Origin of the sequence: Kitasatospora sp. NPDC097643 (assembly GCF_040302625.1) — a bacterium.
In the GTDB taxonomy this organism is placed as follows: Bacteria; Actinomycetota; Actinomycetes; order Streptomycetales; family Streptomycetaceae; genus Kitasatospora.
On sequence record NZ_JBEOSA010000047.1, the window covers coordinates 1 to 19,013 of the forward strand.

Sequence of the window (19,013 nt, forward strand, 5' to 3'; positions counted from 1 at the left end):
GGACCGCCTTCCAGCGGGCCCTCCGGGCGCTTCGTTCTTTCGTGTTTCCAGCTTATCAGATGTTTTCCGCTCCGTTTTCCGGAGTTTCATTCATCCGATTTGGCTTTCGCCTTTCGGCGCTCCCGAACTCTATCAGAGTTTCTCGGTCCGTTTTCCCGGTCGTTCTCGAATTCAGATTCGAGGACTTCCTTGGGGCTCGTCCCGTGGGGCAACCCGGAGAACATTACGCACCGGGCTGCCCCACGTCAAACCGAGCTCAGCAGGGCTCGGACCTGGGCTCAGCAGGGCTGAGACCTGGCCTCAGACCTGGCCTCAGACCTGGCCTCAGACCTCGACGACGACCGGCAGGATCATCGGCCGACGGCGGTAGTTGTCCGCCACCCACTTGCCGATGGTCCGGCGGACCAGCTGCTGGACCTGGCGGGGTTCCAGGACGCCGTCGCTCGCCGAGCGGTCCAGGGCCTCCTGGAGCTTGCTGGCGACGGGGACGAAGGCGCTGTCCTCGATGCCGGAGCCGCGGGCCTGGATGGTCGGGCCGCCGACGATCTTGCCGTTGGTGGAGTCGACCGCGACGAAGACCGAGATGAAGCCCTCCTCGCCGAGGATCTTGCGGTCCTTGAGCGAGGCCTCGGTGATGTCACCGACCGAGGCACCGTCCACGTAGACGTAGCCGGCCTGCACCTTGCCGACGATCCGGGCGACGCCGCCCTCCAGGTCGACGCAGACGCCGTCCTCGGCGATGACCACGCGGTTGCGCGGAACGCCGGTCGCGATGCCCAGCTCGGCGGCGGCCCGCAGGTGGCGCCACTCGCCGTGGACCGGCATCAGGTTGCGCGGCTTGCAGATGTTGAAGAAGTACAGCAGCTCGCCGGCCGAGGCGTGGCCGGAGACGTGCACCTTGGCGTTGCCCTTGTGGACGACCTTGGCGCCCCAGCGGGTCAGGCCGTTGATGACCCGGTAGACGGCGTTCTCGTTGCCCGGGATGAGCGAGGACGCCAGGACGACGGTGTCGCCCTCGACGATGCGGATCTGGTGGTCGCGGTTGGCCATCCGGGACAGCGCCGCCATCGGCTCGCCCTGCGAGCCGGTACAGATCAGCACGACCTCCTTGTCCGGCAGGTCGTCCAGCTGCTTGACGTCGACGACCATGTTGCCGGGGACCTTCAGGTACCCGAGGTCGCGGGCGATGCCCATGTTGCGGACCATCGAGCGTCCGACGAAGGCCACCTTGCGCTTGTACTCGTGCGCGGCGTCCAGGACCTGCTGGATGCGGTGCACGTGGCTGGCGAAGGAGGCGACGATGATGCGCTTCTCCGCGTTCGCGAAAACGTTTCGCAGCGCGGCCGAGATGTCCCGCTCGTGCGGGATGAAGCCGGGGACCTCGGCGTTGGTGGAGTCCACCAGCAGCAGGTCCATGCCCTCCTCCGCCAGCTTGGCGAAGGTCGGCAGGTCGGTGAGGCGGCCGTCGAGCGGCAGCTGGTCCATCTTGAAGTCACCGGTGGCCACGACCATGCCGGCGGGGGTGCGGACGGCCACGGCGAGGGCGTCCGGGATGGAGTGGTTGACCGCGATGAACTCGCAGTCGAAGGGGCCGATGCGCTCGCGCTGGCCCTCCTTGACCTCCAGCACGTACGGCCGGATGCGGTGCTCGGCGAGCTTGGCCTCGATCAGGGCGAGGGTCAGCTTCGAGCCGATCAGCGGGATGTCCGGGTTCTCCCGCAGCAGGAAGGGGACGGCGCCGATGTGGTCCTCGTGCCCGTGGGTGAGGACGATGCCGTCGACCTTGTCGAGGCGGTCCCGGATGTAGCTGAAGTCCGGGAGGATCAGGTCCACGCCGGGCTGCTCGTCCTCGGGGAAGAGGACGCCGCAGTCGACGATCAGCATGCGGTCGCCGTACTCGAAGACCGTCATGTTGCGGCCGATCTCGCCGAGGCCGCCGAGCGGAGTGATGCGGAGGGCGCCCTCCTTCAGGGCGGGGGGCGCGCCGAGTTCGGGATGCGGGTGACTCAAAAGACTCTCCTCACGACGCACGCCATATGCCCGGGGTCCTCCCCCTGGAGACATATGGCGTGCGTACTCAGTGTCGTTTTCCTACTAGATCTGTGCTCTCGCGCCGTCGGTCCGGTCCAGCGGCGGTCCCGGGTGGGACCGGCGAGCCGGGGGGCGCGCACGTCCATGTCTGCTACAGGTGTACCCCGCCTGCGGCGAGATCCTTCTTCAGTTGCGCGATCTCCTCGGGGGTCGCACCGACCAGCGGCAGCCGCAGCGGGCCGGCCGGCAGTCCCTGGAGCTCCAGCGCGGCCTTGCTGAGGATCACGCCCTGCGTGCGGAACATACCGCTGAAGACCGGGAGCAGGCTCTGGTGGACGGCCGTGGCCTTGGCCACATCGCCGGCCAGGTAGGCCTCGATCATCGTGCGCAGCTCGCCGGCGACGACGTGCCCGACGACGCTGACCACGCCGACGGCTCCGACCGACAGCAGCGGCAGGTTGAGGATGTCGTCGCCGGAGTACCAGGCGAGGTCGGAGCGGGCGATCGCCCAGGCGGCGGCGCCGAGGTCGCCCTTGGCGTCCTTGTTGGCGACGATCCGCGGGTGCTCGCCGAGGCGGACCAGCGTCTCGTGGCTCAGCGCGACACCGCTGCGGCCGGGGATGTCGTACAGCATGACCGGCAGCTCGGTGGCGTCGGCGATCTCGACGGTGTGCCGGTACAGGCCCTCCTGCGGGGGCTTGCTGTAGTACGGCGTGACGGCCAGCAGGCCGTGGGCTCCGGCGGCCTGCGCCTGGCGGGCCAGCTCGACGCTGTGGTGGGTGTCGTTGGTGCCGACGCCGGCCACGACGTGGGCGCGGTCCCCCACCGCCTCCACCACGGCGCGGACGAGCTGGGCCTTCTCGGCGTCGCTGGTGGTCGGGGACTCACCGGTGGTGCCGTTGACGACGAGGCCGTCGTTGCCGGAGTCGACGAGGTGCGTGGCGAGGCGCTGGGCGCCGTCGAGGTCGAGTCCGCCGTCGGCGGTGAACGGGGTGACCATCGCGGTCAGGACCCGGCCGAAAGGCGTCTGGGGGGTGGAGGTCGGAGCCATGCGTCCAAAGCTACTCGTAGGCGGTGGGGCGGTACCCACACCGGTCCAGGGTTCGGACACGGGCAGGCACGGTGAGCGGCCGAAACGGCGGCGCCACGGCGGAGAACGACGGCGGTGACATGGGATTCCGGTGCTGCCCGCTCGGGGGTTCAGGCAGCACCGGAATCCGTGTTCACGAATGTAGGGAGAGGCTAGAAAAGCCGCAATCCAGACATGCCAGACACTCCGCCCGTATGCCTGTCGTCCCAGGTCAGGGGGCGACCCTGCCGTGCTTCTCGAAGGCCGCATGGGTGAGCGGCATGAGCTGCGCCCACTGCTCCTCCATCTGCTCGGCGACCATCTCGATCTCCCGCTGCGGGAAGGACGGCACCGCCGAGTTCTCCCGCTTGGTCCGCAGCGACAGGAAGTGCATCAGCGAACGGGAGTTGCAGGTCGCGTACATCGAGGAGAACAGGCCGACCGGCAGCACCGCGCGGGCCACCTCGCGGGCGACGCCGGCCGCCAGCATCTCCTGGTAGCGGTCGTACGCCTCGCGGTACGCCGCCTCCATCGCCCCGGTGACGGTCCGGTACTGCTCCGGGGTGCCCTCGGCGAACTCGTACTTGCCCGGGCGGCCGTGCTGGACGAGCTTGCGCTCCTCGGCCGGGACGTAGAAGACCGGCTCCAGCTCGCGGTAGCGGCCGGACTCCTCGTTGTACGACCAGCCGCTGCGGTGCCGGTGGAACTCGCGGAACACGAAGATCGGCGCGCTGATGAAGAAGGTCATCGAGTTGTGCTCGAACGGCGTGCCGTGCCGGTCCCGCATCAGGAAGTTGATCAGGCCCGTGGACTTCTCCGGGTCCTGCTGGAGCGCCTCCAGGGACTGCTCCCCCGCGGTCGAGACGCGGGCCGCCCAGATGACGTCCGAGTCGGCGGCGGCGCTGCGGACCAGCTCCACCGTGACGTCGCTGCGGAACCGGGGGCTCGTCGATTCGTCGCTCACGCGTTACTCCTTGCGGGTTCGGTGCTGTGCAGCTTGATGGCGTGCTGCATGGTCTTGCGGGCGCGCGGGGTGTCGCCGGCGTCGGCGTACGCCACCGCGAGGCGGAACCAGACCCGCCAGTCGCCCGGCGCGGCCTCCGCCTCGCCCTGGCGGCGGGCGAACACCCGGTCGGCCGAGGCGCGGTCGATCCGCCCGCCGGTGGTGCGCTTCAGCTCGTCCACCGGCAGGCCGCCCTCGGCCTCCAGCTCCCGGGCGAGCCGCTCGCTGTCCCGGCCGAAGCGGACGGTCTGGCGCAGGAACCAGACCCCGATCACCGGGATCACGAAGGCGCAGATCCCGATGCCGATGCCGAGCGGCTTGCCGGTGGCCACCAGCTGGACGCCCTCGCCCACGCAGACCAGGGCGACCAGCAGCAGCACGCCGGACAGCACGAAGAAGCCGGTACGAGAGGTCATGACGGGCTCACAGGTCCAGGAAGTGTTCGAGGCCCAGGGTGAGCCCGGGCGTGTCGACGACCTTGCGCACCCCGAGCAGGATGCCCGGCATGAAGCTGCTGTGGTGCAGCGAGTCGTGCCGGATGGTGAGCGTCTCACCGGTGTCGCCGAACATCACCTGCTGGTGGGCCAGCAGGCCGCGCAGCCGGACGGCGTGCACCGGCACCCCGTCCACGTCGGCCCCGCGGGCGCCGGGCAGGCTGTGCGTGGTCGGGTCCTGCTGGGCCGGGCGCCCGGCCTCGGCGCGGGCGGCGGCGATCAGCTGGGCGGTGCGGGTGGCGGTGCCGCTGGGGGCGTCGGCCTTGCGGTCGTGGTGCAGCTCGACCACCTCGACCGACTCGAAGTACCTGGCCGCCATCTGGGAGAACTTCATCCCGAGGATCGCGCCGATGGAGAAGTTCGGCGCGATCAGCAGGCCGAGCTCCGGGGCCTCGGCGAGCCATCCGCGGACGGTGGCCAGCCGCTCCTCGGTCCAGCCGGTGGTGCCGGTGACCACGTGGATGCCGTGGTGCAGGCAGTGGTCGAGGTTGCCCATCACCGAATCCGGGTGGGTCAGCTCGACCGCGACCTGCGCCCCGGCCCTCGTCAGCTCCTCCAGCTCGGACCCGCGGCCCAGGGTCGCGACCAGCTCCAGGTCCGGCGCGGCCTCGACGGCCTTGACCGCCTCGGACCCGATCCGGCCCCTGGCGCCGATCACGGCGACACGCAGCGTCATAGCGAAAGTCCTCTCACACCAGCAGATCGGCGAGCTTGGCGGCCCGCTTGTCGTTGACCGGGCCGATCAGCGCCAGCGACGGCCGGTACGCGCCCAGCACATCACGGGCGACCTCGTGGACGTCGTCCAGGGTCACGGCCGCTATCTTCGCCAGCATGTCGTCCACCGACAGGTGGTGCCCGTAGCTGAGCTCGGCCTTGCCGATCCGGTTCATCAGCGAGCCGGTGTCCTCCATGCCGAGCACGGTGGAGCCGGAGATCTGGCCGATCGCCCGGTGCAGCTCCTCCTCGGTGATGCCCTCGGCGACCACCTTGGCGAGCTCCTCGCGGCAGATCCGCAGCACCTCCTCGACCCGCTTGGGCTGGCAGCCGGCGTAGATGCCGAACAGGCCGCTGTCCGCGTAGGACGAGGAGTACGAGTACACCGAGTAGGCCAGGCCGCGCTTCTCCCGGACCTCCTGGAACAGCCGGGAGCTCATCCCGCCGCCGAGGGCCGCGTTGAGCACGCCCATCGCCCAGCGGCGCTCGTCGTGCCGCGGCACCCCGGGCACGCCGAGGACCAGGTGGGCCTGCTCGGTGGACCGGTTGAGCACCTCGACCTTGCCGGCCGTGCGCAGCGCCTTGACGCCGCGCCGGGCCTCGGCGGGGGCGGCGGTGGAGCGGGCCAGCACCGGCGCGAAGGCCTGCTCGACCTGCTTGACCACCTTGCGGTGGTCGAGGTTGCCGGCCGCGGCGACGACCAGGTTCTCGGGCCGGTAGCGGCGGTGGTAGAAGCCGGCGATCTGGTCGCGGGTGAGCGCCTTGATGGTCTCCTGGGTGCCGAGGATCGGGCGGCCGAGCGGGCCGCTGCCGTAGATCACCTTGGCGAACAGGTCGTGCACCACGTCGCCCGGGTCGTCCTCGGCCATCGCCATCTCCTCGAGGATGACGCCGCGTTCGGCGTCGACGTCCTCGGTGCGGATGAGCGAGCCGGTGAGCATGTCGCAGACCACGTCGATGGCCAGCGGCAGGTCGGTGTCCAGCACCCGGGCGTAGTAGCAGGTGTTCTCCTTCGCGGTGAAGGCGTTCATCTCGCCGCCGACCGCGTCCAGGGCGGCCGAGATGTCCAGCGCGCTGCGCCGCTCGGTGCCCTTGAAGAGCAGGTGCTCCAGGTAGTGGGTGGCGCCGTTGAGCTGCGGGGTCTCGTCCCGCGAGCCGACGCCGACCCAGATGCCGAAGGTGGCGGAGCGCACCGTCGGCAGGGTCTCGGTGACGACCCGCAGGCCGCCGGGGAGGACGGTGCGGCGCACCGTGCCGGCGCCGTCGGCGCCCTTGAGCAGGGTCCGGGTGGTGCCGGGGCGCTGCTTTACCGCCGGGGCCTGCGCCACGGGGGGTACCTCCAGGGGAAACGCACGTGGGAAGACGTACGGACGAACGCGAGGACAACAGGGTGCGGCCCGCACGCCGGGAGGCGTACGGGCCGCAAGGGGTCAGCTAGCGGCGCTTCACTCGGAAGCGGCCTCGCCGCCTTCCTCGCCCTCGATGACCGGGATCAGGGAGAGCTTGCCGCGCGGGTCGATCTCGGCGATCTCGACCTGCACCTTGGCGCCGACGCCGAGCACGTCCTCGACGTTCTCCACGCGCTTGCCACCGGCGAGCTTGCGGATCTGCGAGATGTGCAGCAGGCCGTCCTTGCCCGGCATGAGCGACACGAACGCGCCGAAGGTCGTGGTCTTGACCACGGTGCCCAGGTAGCGCTCGCCGACCTCCGGCATGGTCGGGTTGGCGATCTGGTTGATCGTGGTGCGGGCGGCCTCGGCGGCCGGGCCGTCGGCGGCACCGATGTAGATGGTGCCGTCGTCCTCGATCGTGATCTCGGCGCCGGTGTCCTCCTGGATCTGGTTGATCATCTTGCCCTTGGGGCCGATGACCTCGCCGATCTTGTCCACCGGGATCTTGATGGTGATGATGCGCGGCGCGTTCGGGGACATCTCGTCCGGAGAGTCGATGGCCTCGTTCATCACGTCGAGGATGTGCAGGCGGGCGTCGCGGGCCTGCTTCAGCGCGGCGGCGAGCACCGACGCCGGGATGCCGTTGAGCTTGGTGTCCAGCTGCAGGGCGGTGATGAAGTTGCGGGTACCGGCGACCTTGAAGTCCATGTCGCCGTACGCGTCCTCGGCACCCAGGATGTCGGTCAGCGCGACGTAGTGGGTCTCACCGTCGATCTCCTGGGAGATCAGGCCCATGGCGATGCCGGCGACGGCGGCCTTCAGCGGCACACCGGCGTTCAGCAGCGACATGGTGGAGGCGCAGACCGAGCCCATCGAGGTGGAGCCGTTGGAGCCGAGCGCCTCGGAGACCTGGCGGATGGCGTACGGGAACTCCTCGCGGGACGGCAGGACCGGGATGATCGCCCGCTCCGCCAGCGCGCCGTGGCCGATCTCGCGGCGCTTGGGCGAGCCCACGCGGCCGGTCTCGCCGACCGAGTACGGCGGGAAGTTGTAGTTGTGCATGTAGCGGCGACGCGTCTCCGGGGAGAGCGTGTCGAGCTGCTGCTCCATGCGCAGCATGTTCAGGGTGGTGACGCCCAGGATCTGGGTCTCGCCACGCTCGAACAGGGCCGAGCCGTGCACCCGCGGGATGGCCTCGACCTCGGCGGCCAGGGTGCGGATGTCGGTGACGCCGCGGCCGTCGATGCGGACCTTGTCCTTGATGACGCGCTCGCGGACGATCTTCTTGGTCAGCGCGTTGTAGGCGGCGCTGATCTCCTTCTCGCGACCCTCGAACTCGGGGAGCAGCTTCTCGGCGGCCAGCGCCTTGACGCGGTCCAGCTCGTTGTTGCGCTCCTGCTTGCCCGGGATGGTGAGGGCCTGGGCGAGCTCGTCCTTGACGGCGGCGGTCAGCGCGGCGAGGACGTCGTCCTGGTAGTCCAGGAAGACCGGGAACTCGCCGGTCGGCTTGGCGGCCTGGGCGGCCAGCTGGGCCTGGGCGGCGCAGAGCACCTTGATGAACGGCTTGGCGGCCTCCAGGCCGGAGGCGACGACCTCCTCGGTCGGGGCCTCGGCGCCGTCGGTGACCAGCTTGATGGTCTTGTCGGTGGCCTCGGCCTCGACCATCATGATCGCGACGTCGCCGTCCGGCAGGACGCGACCGGCGACGACCATGTCGAAGACGGCCGACTCCAGCTCGCTGTGGGTCGGGAAGGCGACCCACTGGCCGTTGATCAGCGCGACGCGCACGCCGCCGATCGGGCCGGAGAACGGCAGGCCCGCCAGCTGGGTGGAGGCGGAGGCGGCGTTGATGGCCACCACGTCGTACAGGTGGTCCGGGTTGAGCGCCATCACGGTGACGACGACCTGGACCTCGTTGCGCAGGCCCTTGACGAAGGACGGGCGCAGCGGGCGGTCGATCAGGCGGCAGGTGAGGATCGCGTCCTCGGAGGGCCGGCCCTCGCGACGGAAGAACGAGCCGGGGATGCGGCCCGCGGCGTACATCCGCTCCTCGACGTCCACGGTCAGCGGGAAGAAGTCGAAGTGCTCCTTCGGCTGCTTGGACGCGCTGGTGGCCGACAGCACCATGGTGTCGTCGTCCAGGTAGGCCACGGCGGAGCCGGCGGCCTGACGGGCCAGGCGGCCGGTCTCGAAGCGGATGGTACGGGTGCCGAAGGAACCGTTGTCGATCACGGCCTCGGCGTAGAACACGTTCTCTTCCACCTGGAAGATCTCCTCTTTCGTACGTCTCCGGGAGAGCGTCCCCGCGTAGTGCCTGTCGGGTGGCCCTGGGCCCTCCTGTCAGGGAGGGCGGCAGTCGGGCCGGTCTTCGATCGAAGCCTCCGGGGACGCCCCGCACGTCTGCGGGGGTTCCGGGGGCCACTACCGAGGACCGGCGCCTCTCGGCTGCCGGGCCGGGACGGGCGGTCCGCGTCTGGACGCTCTCTCGGATGCGGGCGGCTTCCGTTTGAAGCCTTCGTCCCGCGGGGGTTCGGGTCCTTCTGCCCGGGTGGCGCGCTCGTGCGCCATCACCCGGCATTTCCCACAACCCTACGGTGCAATCCTCGGCCACCTGGGGAGGTGCGCGCGAGTTGTTATGTCCGGGCGCCGCGGCTCGGGTGCCGCGGCATACGCGCGAGGGGCGGCTCCCCGGTGTGGGGAGCCGCCCCGAGCGGCGGTCTTAGCGGGCGCCACCGGCGGCACCGCGGCGGATGCCCAGGCGGTCGACGAGCGTACGGAAGCGCTCGATGTCCTTCTTGGCCAGGTACTGCAGCAGGCGGCGGCGCTGGCCGACCAGGATCAGCAGGCCACGACGCGAGTGGTGGTCGTGCTTGTGGGTCTTGAGGTGCTCGGTCAGGTCCGAGATGCGACGGGAGAGCATGGCCACCTGGACCTCGGGGGAACCGGTGTCGCCCTCCTTGGTGCCGAACTCGGCGAAGATCTGCTTCTTGACGTCAGAGGCGAGAGCCACTGCAACTCCTTCAGGGTGATACCGAGCGGTCCTGGTCGACAACACAGGATCTGAGAGAACTCGGTGTCGTGACTGAGCGCGGCCGGCAACCCCTCCGGATTTGTCGCTGGGCGACCCACCGGGGGCGGACACACGGCTGCGCTCGAAGGTCAAGGGTACCAGTGCCGCCCACCCGGCCGGTCGGCGGGGCCGGACCGGGCCCGACCGGGGCGGCCCGGGTCAGCCGGTGGCGCCCCGGACCAGCCGGTAGATGTCCAGCACGGCGAGCGCCAGCGGGACGAGCGAGATCAGGGTGAGGCTGTCGAACAGGTCCAGGATGCGGCCCCAGAACGGGGAGACGCCCAGGCGCGGCACCACCAGGGCGATCGCGGTGAGCAGCGCGGCGCCGAAGGCGATGGAGGCAGTGAACCATATGGTGCGCAGGTCGACGTCGGTGGAGCCGGCGGCCCGCAGGATGAACTGCGGGGTGTGCAGCGACAGTCCGACGATCAGCAGGCACAGGCCCAGCAGGCCGGCGACGGCCAGGCTGAGGACCTGCGCGGTGTAGCGGAACAGCCGGGCGCGCAGCATGGTGGCCAGGCCAAGGGCCAGCGCGAGCAGCTCGGGGTAGGTCTCGTCGGCGAAGCCGAGCACGGCGCAGGCGCCGACCACGACCGCCGCGCACCCGCCGACCAGGCCGACCAGCACCTCGTGGCCGCGGCGGGCCTGCTGGGCGATCCGCTCGTACTGGACGGCCTCGGCGCGCTCGGCCTCCTCGTCGTAGTCACGGCTGCGGGTGCGGGTCTGGCCGGGGGCGCTGAAGCCGACCGGGAGCCGGGCGAAGCGGGCGGACAGGCTGGGCAGGAAGCCGACCGCGGCGACCGCGGCGACACCGGTGACGGCAGCGATGTGGGCGGCCGGGGTCCCGGGCAGCAGGACGGCGGCGAAGGTGGCGAGCGCGCCGGCGGCGGCGACCAGGGCGGCGGCGACGAACGCCGCGTCCTTCGTCGGCAGCAGGCCGACCAGCAGGACGGCGACCACCAGGACGGCGACGCAGCCGGCCAGGAACTGGAGCCGGCCGGGGCCGTCCCACGGATGGGCGACGGTGAGGATGCCGCTGCCGCCGATCATGGCGTGCGGCAGGGCGCCGAGGCCGAGCGCGAGGGCCGCGTCGGCGTCCTGGTAGACCCGGGCGCGGACGCCGGCCAGGGCGACCAGGACGACGGCGGTGACGCCGGCCAGGATGCCGGGCAGCCCGTGCATGTCGTGGCGCAGGTCGGAGAACCAGAGCGCGAAGCCGAGCAGGGTGAGCAGCAGGCCGGCGCCGATCAGGCCGAAGGCCCGCATGAGTTCGGCGCTCCAGAACCGGCGGTCGGCCTCGACGGCGCTGGCGATGGCGTCGGCGACGTCGTCGTAGACGGCCGGCGGGAGGGACTCGGCGAAGGGGCGCAGCGCGAGCAGGTCGCCGTCGCGGACCTGCTGGGCGGCGAGCGGCAGTCCGCTGTCGAGGACGGTGCCGTCGCGGCGGACCAGGTGGAAGCCGGTGGGGGTGCCGTCGGGCTGGGTCTGGTTGGCCAGCCGCAGCACCTCGGGGTAGACGTCCGCGAGCGGGACGTCCTCGGGCAGGGCGACGTCGATCCGGCGGTCCGGGGCGACGACGGTGACCCGGCAGTAGCCGGTCGTGGGTGCCGTGGTCATGCCCCCACCTGATTCCTTCGACGCACTGGGCGCTCCCCCTGGGTTGACGGTGCCGCCGGCTGACGGTGCCGCGGCACGGCGGCGGTCGGTCTGGCTGCTGCGCGGGCGTCCGGCGCCCGGGCACCGGCTCGGCCGGGCCGGGAGTCGGCGCGGCGTTACCCTACCCGCTCGGTTCGGGCCCGGGTCGGGTGAGGGCGGGGCGGGTTGACGGTGGGCCAGGGTCCGACGGAGGGGCCGCGGGGCGCCCAGTAGGATCGGCCCCTGCGCACGGCACGGGGGGCGGGGGCGTCAGATGCACCGGTCCGGATGCCGGCCCAGTCGCGTGAGGGCTGATGCCGAAGTGATCGATCGACGCCGCGGGGATGACACATGGGTGTGATCACGGTCAAACGCCCTGCCAGGGCCTATCCGCCGGCGGTGCCGGACGAGCCGGTGGAGCTGGTGAGCCCGCCCGAGCTGCCCCGGCAGGGCGGCGAGGACTGGCTGATGAGCGTCCTGCCGATGCTCGGCATGGGCGGCTCGTCGGTGTTCTTCTTCGCGCCGGGCGCGCAGCCGGTCATGAAGATCATGGGCGGTCTGATGATCGCCTCGACGGTCGGCATGATGTTCGCGCAGATCGTGCGGGCCCGTAAGGGCGGTTCCACCGCGCTGTCGGACGAGCGCCGCGACTACCTCAAGTACCTTCAGCAGATGCGCCGGCAGGTGCGCCGCACCGCGGAGCGCCAGCGCGGCGCGCTGCTGTTCCTGAACCCGGCGCCGGACCAGCTGTGGTCGATCGTGGCGGACGGCCGCCGTCTCTGGGAGCGCCGCCCCGGGGACGGGGACTTCGCGCAGATCCGGGTGGGCCTGGGCCCGGTGCAGCTGTCGACGCCGTTGGTGGCGCCGCAGACCGCGCCGATGGACGAGCTGGAGCCGCTGTCGGCGGCCGCGATGCACTCCTTCCTGAAGGCGCACGGCACCTTGCAGGACCTGCCGCTGGCGGTCTCGCTGCGCGCCTTCTACCACATCACGGTGTGCGGCGACCCGGACTCGGTGTACGGCAACGTGCGGGCGATGATCTCCCAGCTGACCACGCTGCACTCGCCGGACGACCTGCTGGTGGCGGTCGCGGCGGCGCCGGGCGCGGCCGAGGAGTGGGAGTGGACCAAGTGGCTCCCGCACAACCAGCACCGCAAGGAGAGCGACGGCGCGGGCTCGCGCCGGCTGATCGCCACCGGCCTGGGCGAGCTGGAGCACCTGCTCCAGGACGAGCTGGCCGGCCGCCAGCGGTTCGTCCGGGACGCCACGCCGGCGCCGGACCAGCCGCACCTGGTGGTGGTGATGGACGGCGCCGGGGTGCCGCACGACTCGGTGCTGGCCGGCGCCGAGGGCGTGCAGGGGGTGACCGTCATCGAGGTGGTCCCGGGCGACCTGGACGAGCCGAGCGGCCACCTGATGGTGACGGTGGGCCCGGAGGAGCTGGTGCTGCGCTCGGCCTCCGGCGCGACGTACACCGGCAAGCCGGACCTGCTGTCGGTCTGGCAGTCCGAGGCGCTGGCCCGGCAGCTGGCGCCGTACCGGATCTCGGCCGGCGGGGACGACGAGCCGCTGCTGTCCAACCTGGACTTCACCGACCTGATGAACTCCGGCGACCCGGGCTCGTTCGACGTGACCCGCAGCTGGCGGCCGCGGGCGCAGCACGAGCGGATGCGGGTGCCGATCGGGGTGGGCGCCAACGGCGAGCACGTCTACCTGGACATCAAGGAGGCCGCGCTGGAGGGCATGGGCCCGCACGGCCTGTGCGTGGGCGCGACCGGCTCCGGCAAGTCGGAGCTGCTGCGCACCCTGGTGCTGGCGCTGGCGATGACGCACTCCTCGGAGATCCTCAACTTCGTGCTCGCCGACTTCAAGGGCGGGGCGACCTTCTCCGGCATGGCGGACATGCCGCACACCTCGGCGGTGATCACCAACCTGGAGGGTGAGCTCACCCTGGTCGACCGCATGCGCGACGCGATCGAGGGCGAGCTGCACCGCCGCCAGGAGCTGCTGCGCTCGGCGGGCAACTACGCCAACATCCACGAGTACGAGCGGGCCCGGGCGGCCGGTGCGGCGCTGGACCCGCTGCCCTCGCTGGTGCTGATCATCGACGAGTTCTCCGAACTCCTCACCGCCAAGCCGGACTTCATCGAGATGTTCATCCAGATCGGCCGGATCGGCCGGTCACTGGGCGTGCACCTGCTGCTGGCCTCGCAGCGCCTGGAGGAGGGCAAGCTGCGCGGCCTGGACACCTACCTCTCGTACCGGATCGGTCTGCGCACCTTCTCGGCGGCCGAGTCGCGGGCGGCGATCGGCGTGCCGGACGCCTACCACCTGCCGCCGGTGCCCGGCGTCGGCTACCTCAAGTTCGGCGAGGACGTGATGGACCGGTTCAAGGCCGCGTACGTCTCGGGGCCCTACCGGGCGCCGGGGCAGCAGCGGTCGACCGGCGGGCGGCGGACCAGTGCCCGCCCGGTGCTGTTCACCGCGGCCGAGGTGGAACTGCCGGAGCCGGCGCTGGAGGAGGAGACGCCGCAGGCGCCGGAGCCGGACGACGCGCTGGTGGACACCGTGCTGGACGTGTTCGTGCAGCGGATGTCGGGCCAGGGCCCGGCCGCGCACCAGGTGTGGCTGCCGCCGCTGGACGACGCGCCGAGCATGGACCACCTGCTGCCGCCGTTGCAGGTGGTGCCGGAGCGCGGGCTGACCGCGCCCGGCTTCCCGGTGGGCCGGCTGCGCGTGCCGATCGGCGTGGTGGACAAGCCGCGCGAGCAGAAGACCGACATCCTGCACGTCGACTACGCGGGGGCGGCCGGCCACGGTCTGGTCGTCGGCGGCCCGCGGTCGGGCAAGTCGACGGTGGTGCGCACCACGGTGGCCTCGTTCGGGCTCACCCACACCCCGCAGGAGGTGCAGTTCTACCTGCTGGACTTCGGCGCGGGCAGCTTCGGCTCGCTGGCCGGGCTGCCGCACGTCGGCGGGGTGGCCGGGCGCCTGGACGTCGACAAGGTGCGCCGGATGGTCTCCGAGGTGCACGGGGTGCTGAACCGGCGCGAGGAGCTGTTCCGGGTCGCCGGGATCGACACCATCGCGACCTACCGGGCCCGCCGGGCGGCCGGGCAGTTGCCGGACGAGCAGTTCGGCGACGTCTTCCTGGTGATCGACGGCTGGAACACCTTCAAGCAGGAGTTCGAGGTCCTGGAGGGGGTGATCGGCGACATCGCCCAGCGCGGTCTCGGCTACGGCGTCCACCTGATCGTCACCGCGACCCGGTACGCCGAGGTGCGCCCGGCGCTGAAGGACCTGTTGCAGAACCGGACCGAGCTCAAGCTGGGCGACGCGATGGAGTCCGAGGTGGACCGCCGGGTGGCGCAGAACGTCCCGGCGCTGGCCGGGCGCGGCATCACCCCGGAGCGGCTGCACTTCCTGTCCGGTCTGCCCCGGCTGGACGGCTCCTCCTCGGTGGAGGACCTCCAGGACGGGGTGGCCGGTCTGGTCTCCGCGATCAGCGGGGCCTGGACCGGTCCGCGCGCGCCGCAGGTGCGGATGCTGCCGGCCGTCCTGGACGGGCACTCGCTGCCGAAGGGCTTCGAGCAGCCGGAGCGCGGGATCGCCTTCGGCGTGGACGAGGCCGAACTGGCGCCCGCCTTCGTCAACTTCGAGACCGACCCGCTGTTCATCGTGTTCGGCGACACCGAGTCGGGGAAGTCGGCGCTGCTGCGGATGCTGATCAAGCAGATCACCGAGCGGTACACGCCGGACCAGGCGGGCATCGTGGTCGGCGACTACCGGCGCGCGCTGCTGGGCGTCGTGCCGGACGAGTACCTGGTGGAGTACGCGGCCGCGCAGCCGGCCATGGCGAGCATCGTGGACATGCTGCGCGGGGCCTGCTCGCGCCGCCTGCCCGGCCCGGACGTGACCGCCGAGCAACTGCGCAACCGCAGCTGGTACAGCGGCAAGGACATGTTCGTGATCGTGGACGACTACGAGCTGGTCGCGACGAGTTCGGGCAACCCGCTGGCGCCGCTGGCGGAGTTCCTGCCGTTCGCCCGGGACATCGGCCTGCGGGTGATCGTGGCGCGCAGCGCGGGCGGCGCGGGCCGTTCGCTGTACGAGCCGGTGATGCAGCGGATGCGCGAGCTGGGCGGGCAGGGTGTGATCCTGTCCGGGAACCGGGACGAGGGCGCGCTGCTGGGGACGGTCAAGCCGGGGCCGCTGCCGCCGGGCCGCGGGGTGTACGTGTCGCGCCGGGCGACCGGCGGGCAGATGGTCCAGACGGGCTGGCTGCCGCCGGCGTAGCGGCGCGGACCATCCACGGCGACGGCTACGGAGGGTGAGCGAAGGGGTCGGGCCCACACGGGTCCGGCCCCTTCGACGTCCCAGGTGCTGAAACGTTACCTAGATCTTTCCGGCGTCGGGCTGCGGTTCCCGCACCCCGCCCGGGGGGTGCGCGGGCCCGGAAGGATGCCTGGGCGTGCCATCGTCCGATCCGGCGCGCGCCTTCGAATAGCAGCCAGAAATGCGCCGTTCACCTTGGATTCATGTGCGATGCGCCAGAGGTAACAAGTCGGACAAACGCGCCAATGACCCTAAGTGATCATCGGATCGCATGGTTATGCCGTTCTCTGCAACGGATTCCGAAGCAATTCCCGCGTTGACGCGATCAATACGCCCAAGGTTCCATTGCGGCCCGGGAGCGACCGGACCAAGACCCGAGCAGCCAGCCAGCGGAGGCGATACCGCTCCCACCCCAGGACCGCACAGAGCCGATCGGAAGCCTTCATGACCGACACGCTTCGCCCGCCACACGCCGTAGCCCCCCAGACGGCCGACAGCGGCGCCGCCCCCCAGCAGCTCAAGCGCTCGATCGGCGTCGTCGGCGGCACGCTGCTCACGCTGTCCTGCGTCACCCCGGCGTCCACGCTCTTCGTGATCGTGCCCGAGCTGTTCTCCAGCATCGGCAGCGCCACCGCCCTCGCCATCGGCATCGGTGCGCTGCTCTGCATCGCGGTCGCGTTCTGCTACTCCGAGCTCGGCACGCTGATCCCCAGCGCCGGCGGCGAGTACGCGATGGTCGGCACCCTGGCCGGGCGACTGGCGGGCTGGCTGGTCTTCATCCAGTCGCTGATCGTGGTGATGATCGTCCCCTCGGTCATCGCCCTCGGCACCGCCGACTACCTGGCGCCGGTCCTGCACGTGGACAAGCCCATCGCGGGCGCCGCGGTGATGCTGGCCGCCACCCTGGCCGGTCTGCTGGACCTGCGCGCCAACGCCTGGATCACCGGCATCTTCCTGGTCCTGGAGGTCGTCGCGGCCGCCGTCGTCTCGGTGCTCGGCTTCGCCCACACCAACCCCGACCACCCCAGCCTGCTGCACGGCGTGGTCCCCGGGGACGGCGGCGCCACCAGCACCGTCGGCATCGGCGCCATCGTCGGCGCGCTCGGCATCGCCCTCTTCGTCACCCAGGGCTTCTCCACCGCCGTCTACCTCTCCGAGGAGCTGGAGAACCCCCGCCGCACCGTCTCGCGCACCGTGCTGTGGACGCTCGGCCTGTCCACCGCCGTCATCCTGATCCCGGTCGCCGCCATCACCATGGGCGCCCCCGACCTGGACACCCTGGCCGCCGGCGACATCTCCGGCATGGTCACCGCGTGGAGCAACTCGGCGGTCGGCACCTTCATCAGCCTGTGCATCGCGCTGGCCATCATCAACGCCGGCATCGTCATGGTCATCCAGAACTCCCGGGTGCTGTTCGCCTCCGCCCGTGACAAGGCCTGGCCCGAGCCGGTCAACAAGGCCTTCGGCACCCTGGGCCGGTTCGGCTCCCCGTGGATCGCCACCCTGGCGGTCGGCCTGCCCGGCGCCGCGCTCTGCTTCGTCAAGGGCGAGCTGCTCAGCAACATCACCGGCGTCGCGGTCACCGCGATGTACCTGCTGGTCGCGGTCGCCTCGCTGCTCTCCCGCCGCGGCCACCACAAGCACGCCGCCGCCTGGCGGATGCCGCTGTGGCCGGTCGTCCCGGCGGTCCTGATCGCCGTCCTGCTCTACGTGATGACCCAGCTGGACACCGAGCCGCTGCTGTGGACCGGCGGCATCACCGTCGCCGCCACCCTCTACTGGCTGTTCTACCTGCGCCCCCGGCAGGACACCCGCTGGGTGATCAGCCTCCCCGAGGACCAGCAGCAGTCCTGACCCCCACCCCACCCCCACACGGCAGTGCCCCGGGCTCCCCTCGTAGCCCGGGGCACTGCCGCTTTTCACGAGGTCACTTCTTCGCCTTCCACTCCGGGCTGGTGGCGATCGCCTTCAGCTGGTCCGGAGTGAGCAGCGCCTTGCCCTTCGCGCCCTGGACGAGCATGACCTGCATCCCGTCCGGGCGCAGGACGTTCACCGCCAGCTGGGAGCTGGGGCCCTCGGCACCGCCGCCGCGGGTCAGGATCCGGCTCCCGTCGGGCAGCACGGTCGCGTCCTTGTACGCCGTCTCGATCCCGCCGTCGGGGGACTTCGCCCAGTTCTCCACCCGCAGCACCAGCGAACCCGCGCTCTGGCCCTGGGCCAGCTGGAGGGTGAGCGCGGTCGGGCTGCCGGCGTCGTGACCGGTCACCGTGATCCCGGCGGGCAGCAGCTTGGCCACGACGGCCTGGCGGTCCTCCGCCGACAGGCCGGGGTCGATCGCCTCGTAGTCGACGCCGCTGTACTTGACCGACGCCACGACCCGGTCCCAGGACTTGTCGGTGACGATCGCCTTCAGCTGCTCCAGGGTCAGCGGCGGGTTGGGGCGGCTGTCGGGCGCGCCCTTCTCCTGCGGGGAGTTCCACTCGCTCACCGAGATGTACCGGCCGTCCGGGCCGGTCAGCCCGGCCGACCACTCCTTGGTGTCCGCGCGCTGGTCCGAGTACTCGTGGCCCTGGTTGAGCCAGAGCTTGGAGCCGTCCGGCAGGGTGGTCACGCTGCACGAGTCGGTCCGGGTGGATGTGAAGTCGCTCGGGCAGGAGGGTTCCTGGTTCTGACCCTTGTGGTTCTTCTGGATCCCGAGCTGGATCAGCGACTTGCCCTGGCCGTCGTCGAAGACCAGGTCCGCGCCGACGAAGCTGCCGCCCGCCTGGCTGTCGTCGGTGCCGCGGCCCTTGGCCTGGGTGATCTCGCCCTTGGGCAGCAGCGCCTTGAAGGCGGTCAGCATCTCGTCACCGGTGATCACCGGGGCGGCCGTGGAGGCCTTGGCGGTCGGGGTGGCCGGGGTGGCAGCGGCGCTGCCCGAGGCCGGGGTCGGGGCGGACGCCGTGCCGGTGGCCGGGCCGCTCGCGGCGCCCGCGGCGGGGGCGGCCGCGGCGCTGACCCGGTCCGGGGAGGCGCCGGAGCCGGAGAGGTACACCGCACCGGTGCCCACCAGGGCGAGCGCGGCCGCGCCGCTCACCACCGCGGCGGCGGAGCGCCGGCGCCAGCGGCGGCGGCCGCGCTGGTAGCCGCCCGCCACCAGGTCGCCCTGCCCGGCGTGGAAGCCCTCCCCGGTGCGGGTCATGGCATAGAGCAGATCGTCCTCGAACTTGTCCGGTTCGGACATGGGAGATCACCGTTTCCTCGGGTCGCGGATTGCGTCAACGGAATTCCG

General features: G+C 71.4%; 12 protein-coding genes. 2 read left to right on the forward strand and 10 right to left on the reverse strand.

The window, feature by feature from the left end; all coding sequences use genetic code 11:
• Positions 1–324 precede the first annotated feature (324 nt).
• The 9 genes from ABTY15_RS26305 to eccD all read right to left on the reverse strand — a co-directional run bounded on the left by ABTY15_RS26305 (position 325) and on the right by eccD (position 11,389).
• Positions 325–2,010 (reverse strand): ribonuclease J, encoded by a 1,686-nt coding sequence (locus ABTY15_RS26305; RefSeq protein ID WP_350600251.1) that lies wholly within the window; start codon positions 2,008–2,010, stop codon positions 325–327.
• A 172-nt stretch (positions 2,011–2,182) separates the two neighbouring features.
• On the reverse strand, positions 2,183–3,082 hold the full coding sequence (gene dapA / locus ABTY15_RS26310; protein WP_350600253.1) for a 4-hydroxy-tetrahydrodipicolinate synthase: 900 nt from the start codon (positions 3,080–3,082) through the stop codon (positions 2,183–2,185).
• 250 nt (positions 3,083–3,332) lie between these two features.
• Positions 3,333–4,064, reverse strand: a complete 732-nt coding sequence (thyX, locus tag ABTY15_RS26315) for an FAD-dependent thymidylate synthase (protein ID WP_350600256.1) — start codon at positions 4,062–4,064, stop codon at positions 3,333–3,335.
• Positions 4,061–4,519: a tetratricopeptide repeat protein gene (locus ABTY15_RS26320; RefSeq protein ID WP_350600258.1), complete on the reverse strand. Its 459-nt coding sequence runs from the start codon at positions 4,517–4,519 to the stop codon at positions 4,061–4,063. The genes thyX and ABTY15_RS26320 overlap by 4 nt, the downstream gene beginning before the upstream one ends.
• Before the next feature lie 7 nt (positions 4,520–4,526).
• Entirely contained in the window at positions 4,527–5,273 is a 747-nt protein-coding gene (gene dapB / locus ABTY15_RS26325; protein ID WP_350600262.1) for a 4-hydroxy-tetrahydrodipicolinate reductase, read from the reverse strand.
• Between the two features lie 13 nt (positions 5,274–5,286).
• The gene (locus tag ABTY15_RS26330) at positions 5,287–6,639 is read right to left on the reverse strand and encodes a M16 family metallopeptidase (protein ID WP_350600263.1); all 1,353 of its coding nucleotides are present in this window, start codon (positions 6,637–6,639) and stop codon (positions 5,287–5,289) included.
• Between the two features lie 117 nt (positions 6,640–6,756).
• Complete coding sequence (locus ABTY15_RS26335) at positions 6,757–8,964, reverse strand: polyribonucleotide nucleotidyltransferase (RefSeq protein ID WP_350600265.1); 2,208 nt, start codon at positions 8,962–8,964, stop codon at positions 6,757–6,759.
• A 457-nt stretch (positions 8,965–9,421) separates the two neighbouring features.
• On the reverse strand, positions 9,422–9,712 hold the full coding sequence (gene rpsO / locus ABTY15_RS26340) for a 30S ribosomal protein S15 (protein ID WP_350600268.1): 291 nt from the start codon (positions 9,710–9,712) through the stop codon (positions 9,422–9,424).
• Between the two features lie 219 nt (positions 9,713–9,931).
• Entirely contained in the window at positions 9,932–11,389 is a 1,458-nt protein-coding gene (gene eccD / locus ABTY15_RS26345; RefSeq protein WP_350600271.1) for a type VII secretion integral membrane protein EccD, read from the reverse strand.
• Positions 11,390–11,758: 369 nt separating this feature from the next.
• Here eccD and eccCa point away from each other — a divergent pair, with 369 nt between their 5' ends.
• Positions 11,759–15,703: a type VII secretion protein EccCa gene (gene eccCa / locus ABTY15_RS26350; protein ID WP_350600274.1), complete on the forward strand. Its 3,945-nt coding sequence runs from the start codon at positions 11,759–11,761 to the stop codon at positions 15,701–15,703.
• Between the two features lie 483 nt (positions 15,704–16,186).
• On the forward strand, positions 16,187–17,596 hold the full coding sequence (locus tag ABTY15_RS26355; protein ID WP_350600277.1) for an APC family permease: 1,410 nt from the start codon (positions 16,187–16,189) through the stop codon (positions 17,594–17,596).
• 73 nt (positions 17,597–17,669) lie between these two features.
• Here ABTY15_RS26355 and ABTY15_RS26360 read toward each other — a convergent pair whose 3' ends face one another.
• The gene (locus tag ABTY15_RS26360; RefSeq protein ID WP_350600281.1) at positions 17,670–18,965 is read right to left on the reverse strand and encodes a hypothetical protein; all 1,296 of its coding nucleotides are present in this window, start codon (positions 18,963–18,965) and stop codon (positions 17,670–17,672) included.
• Positions 18,966–19,013: the final 48 nt, after the last annotated feature.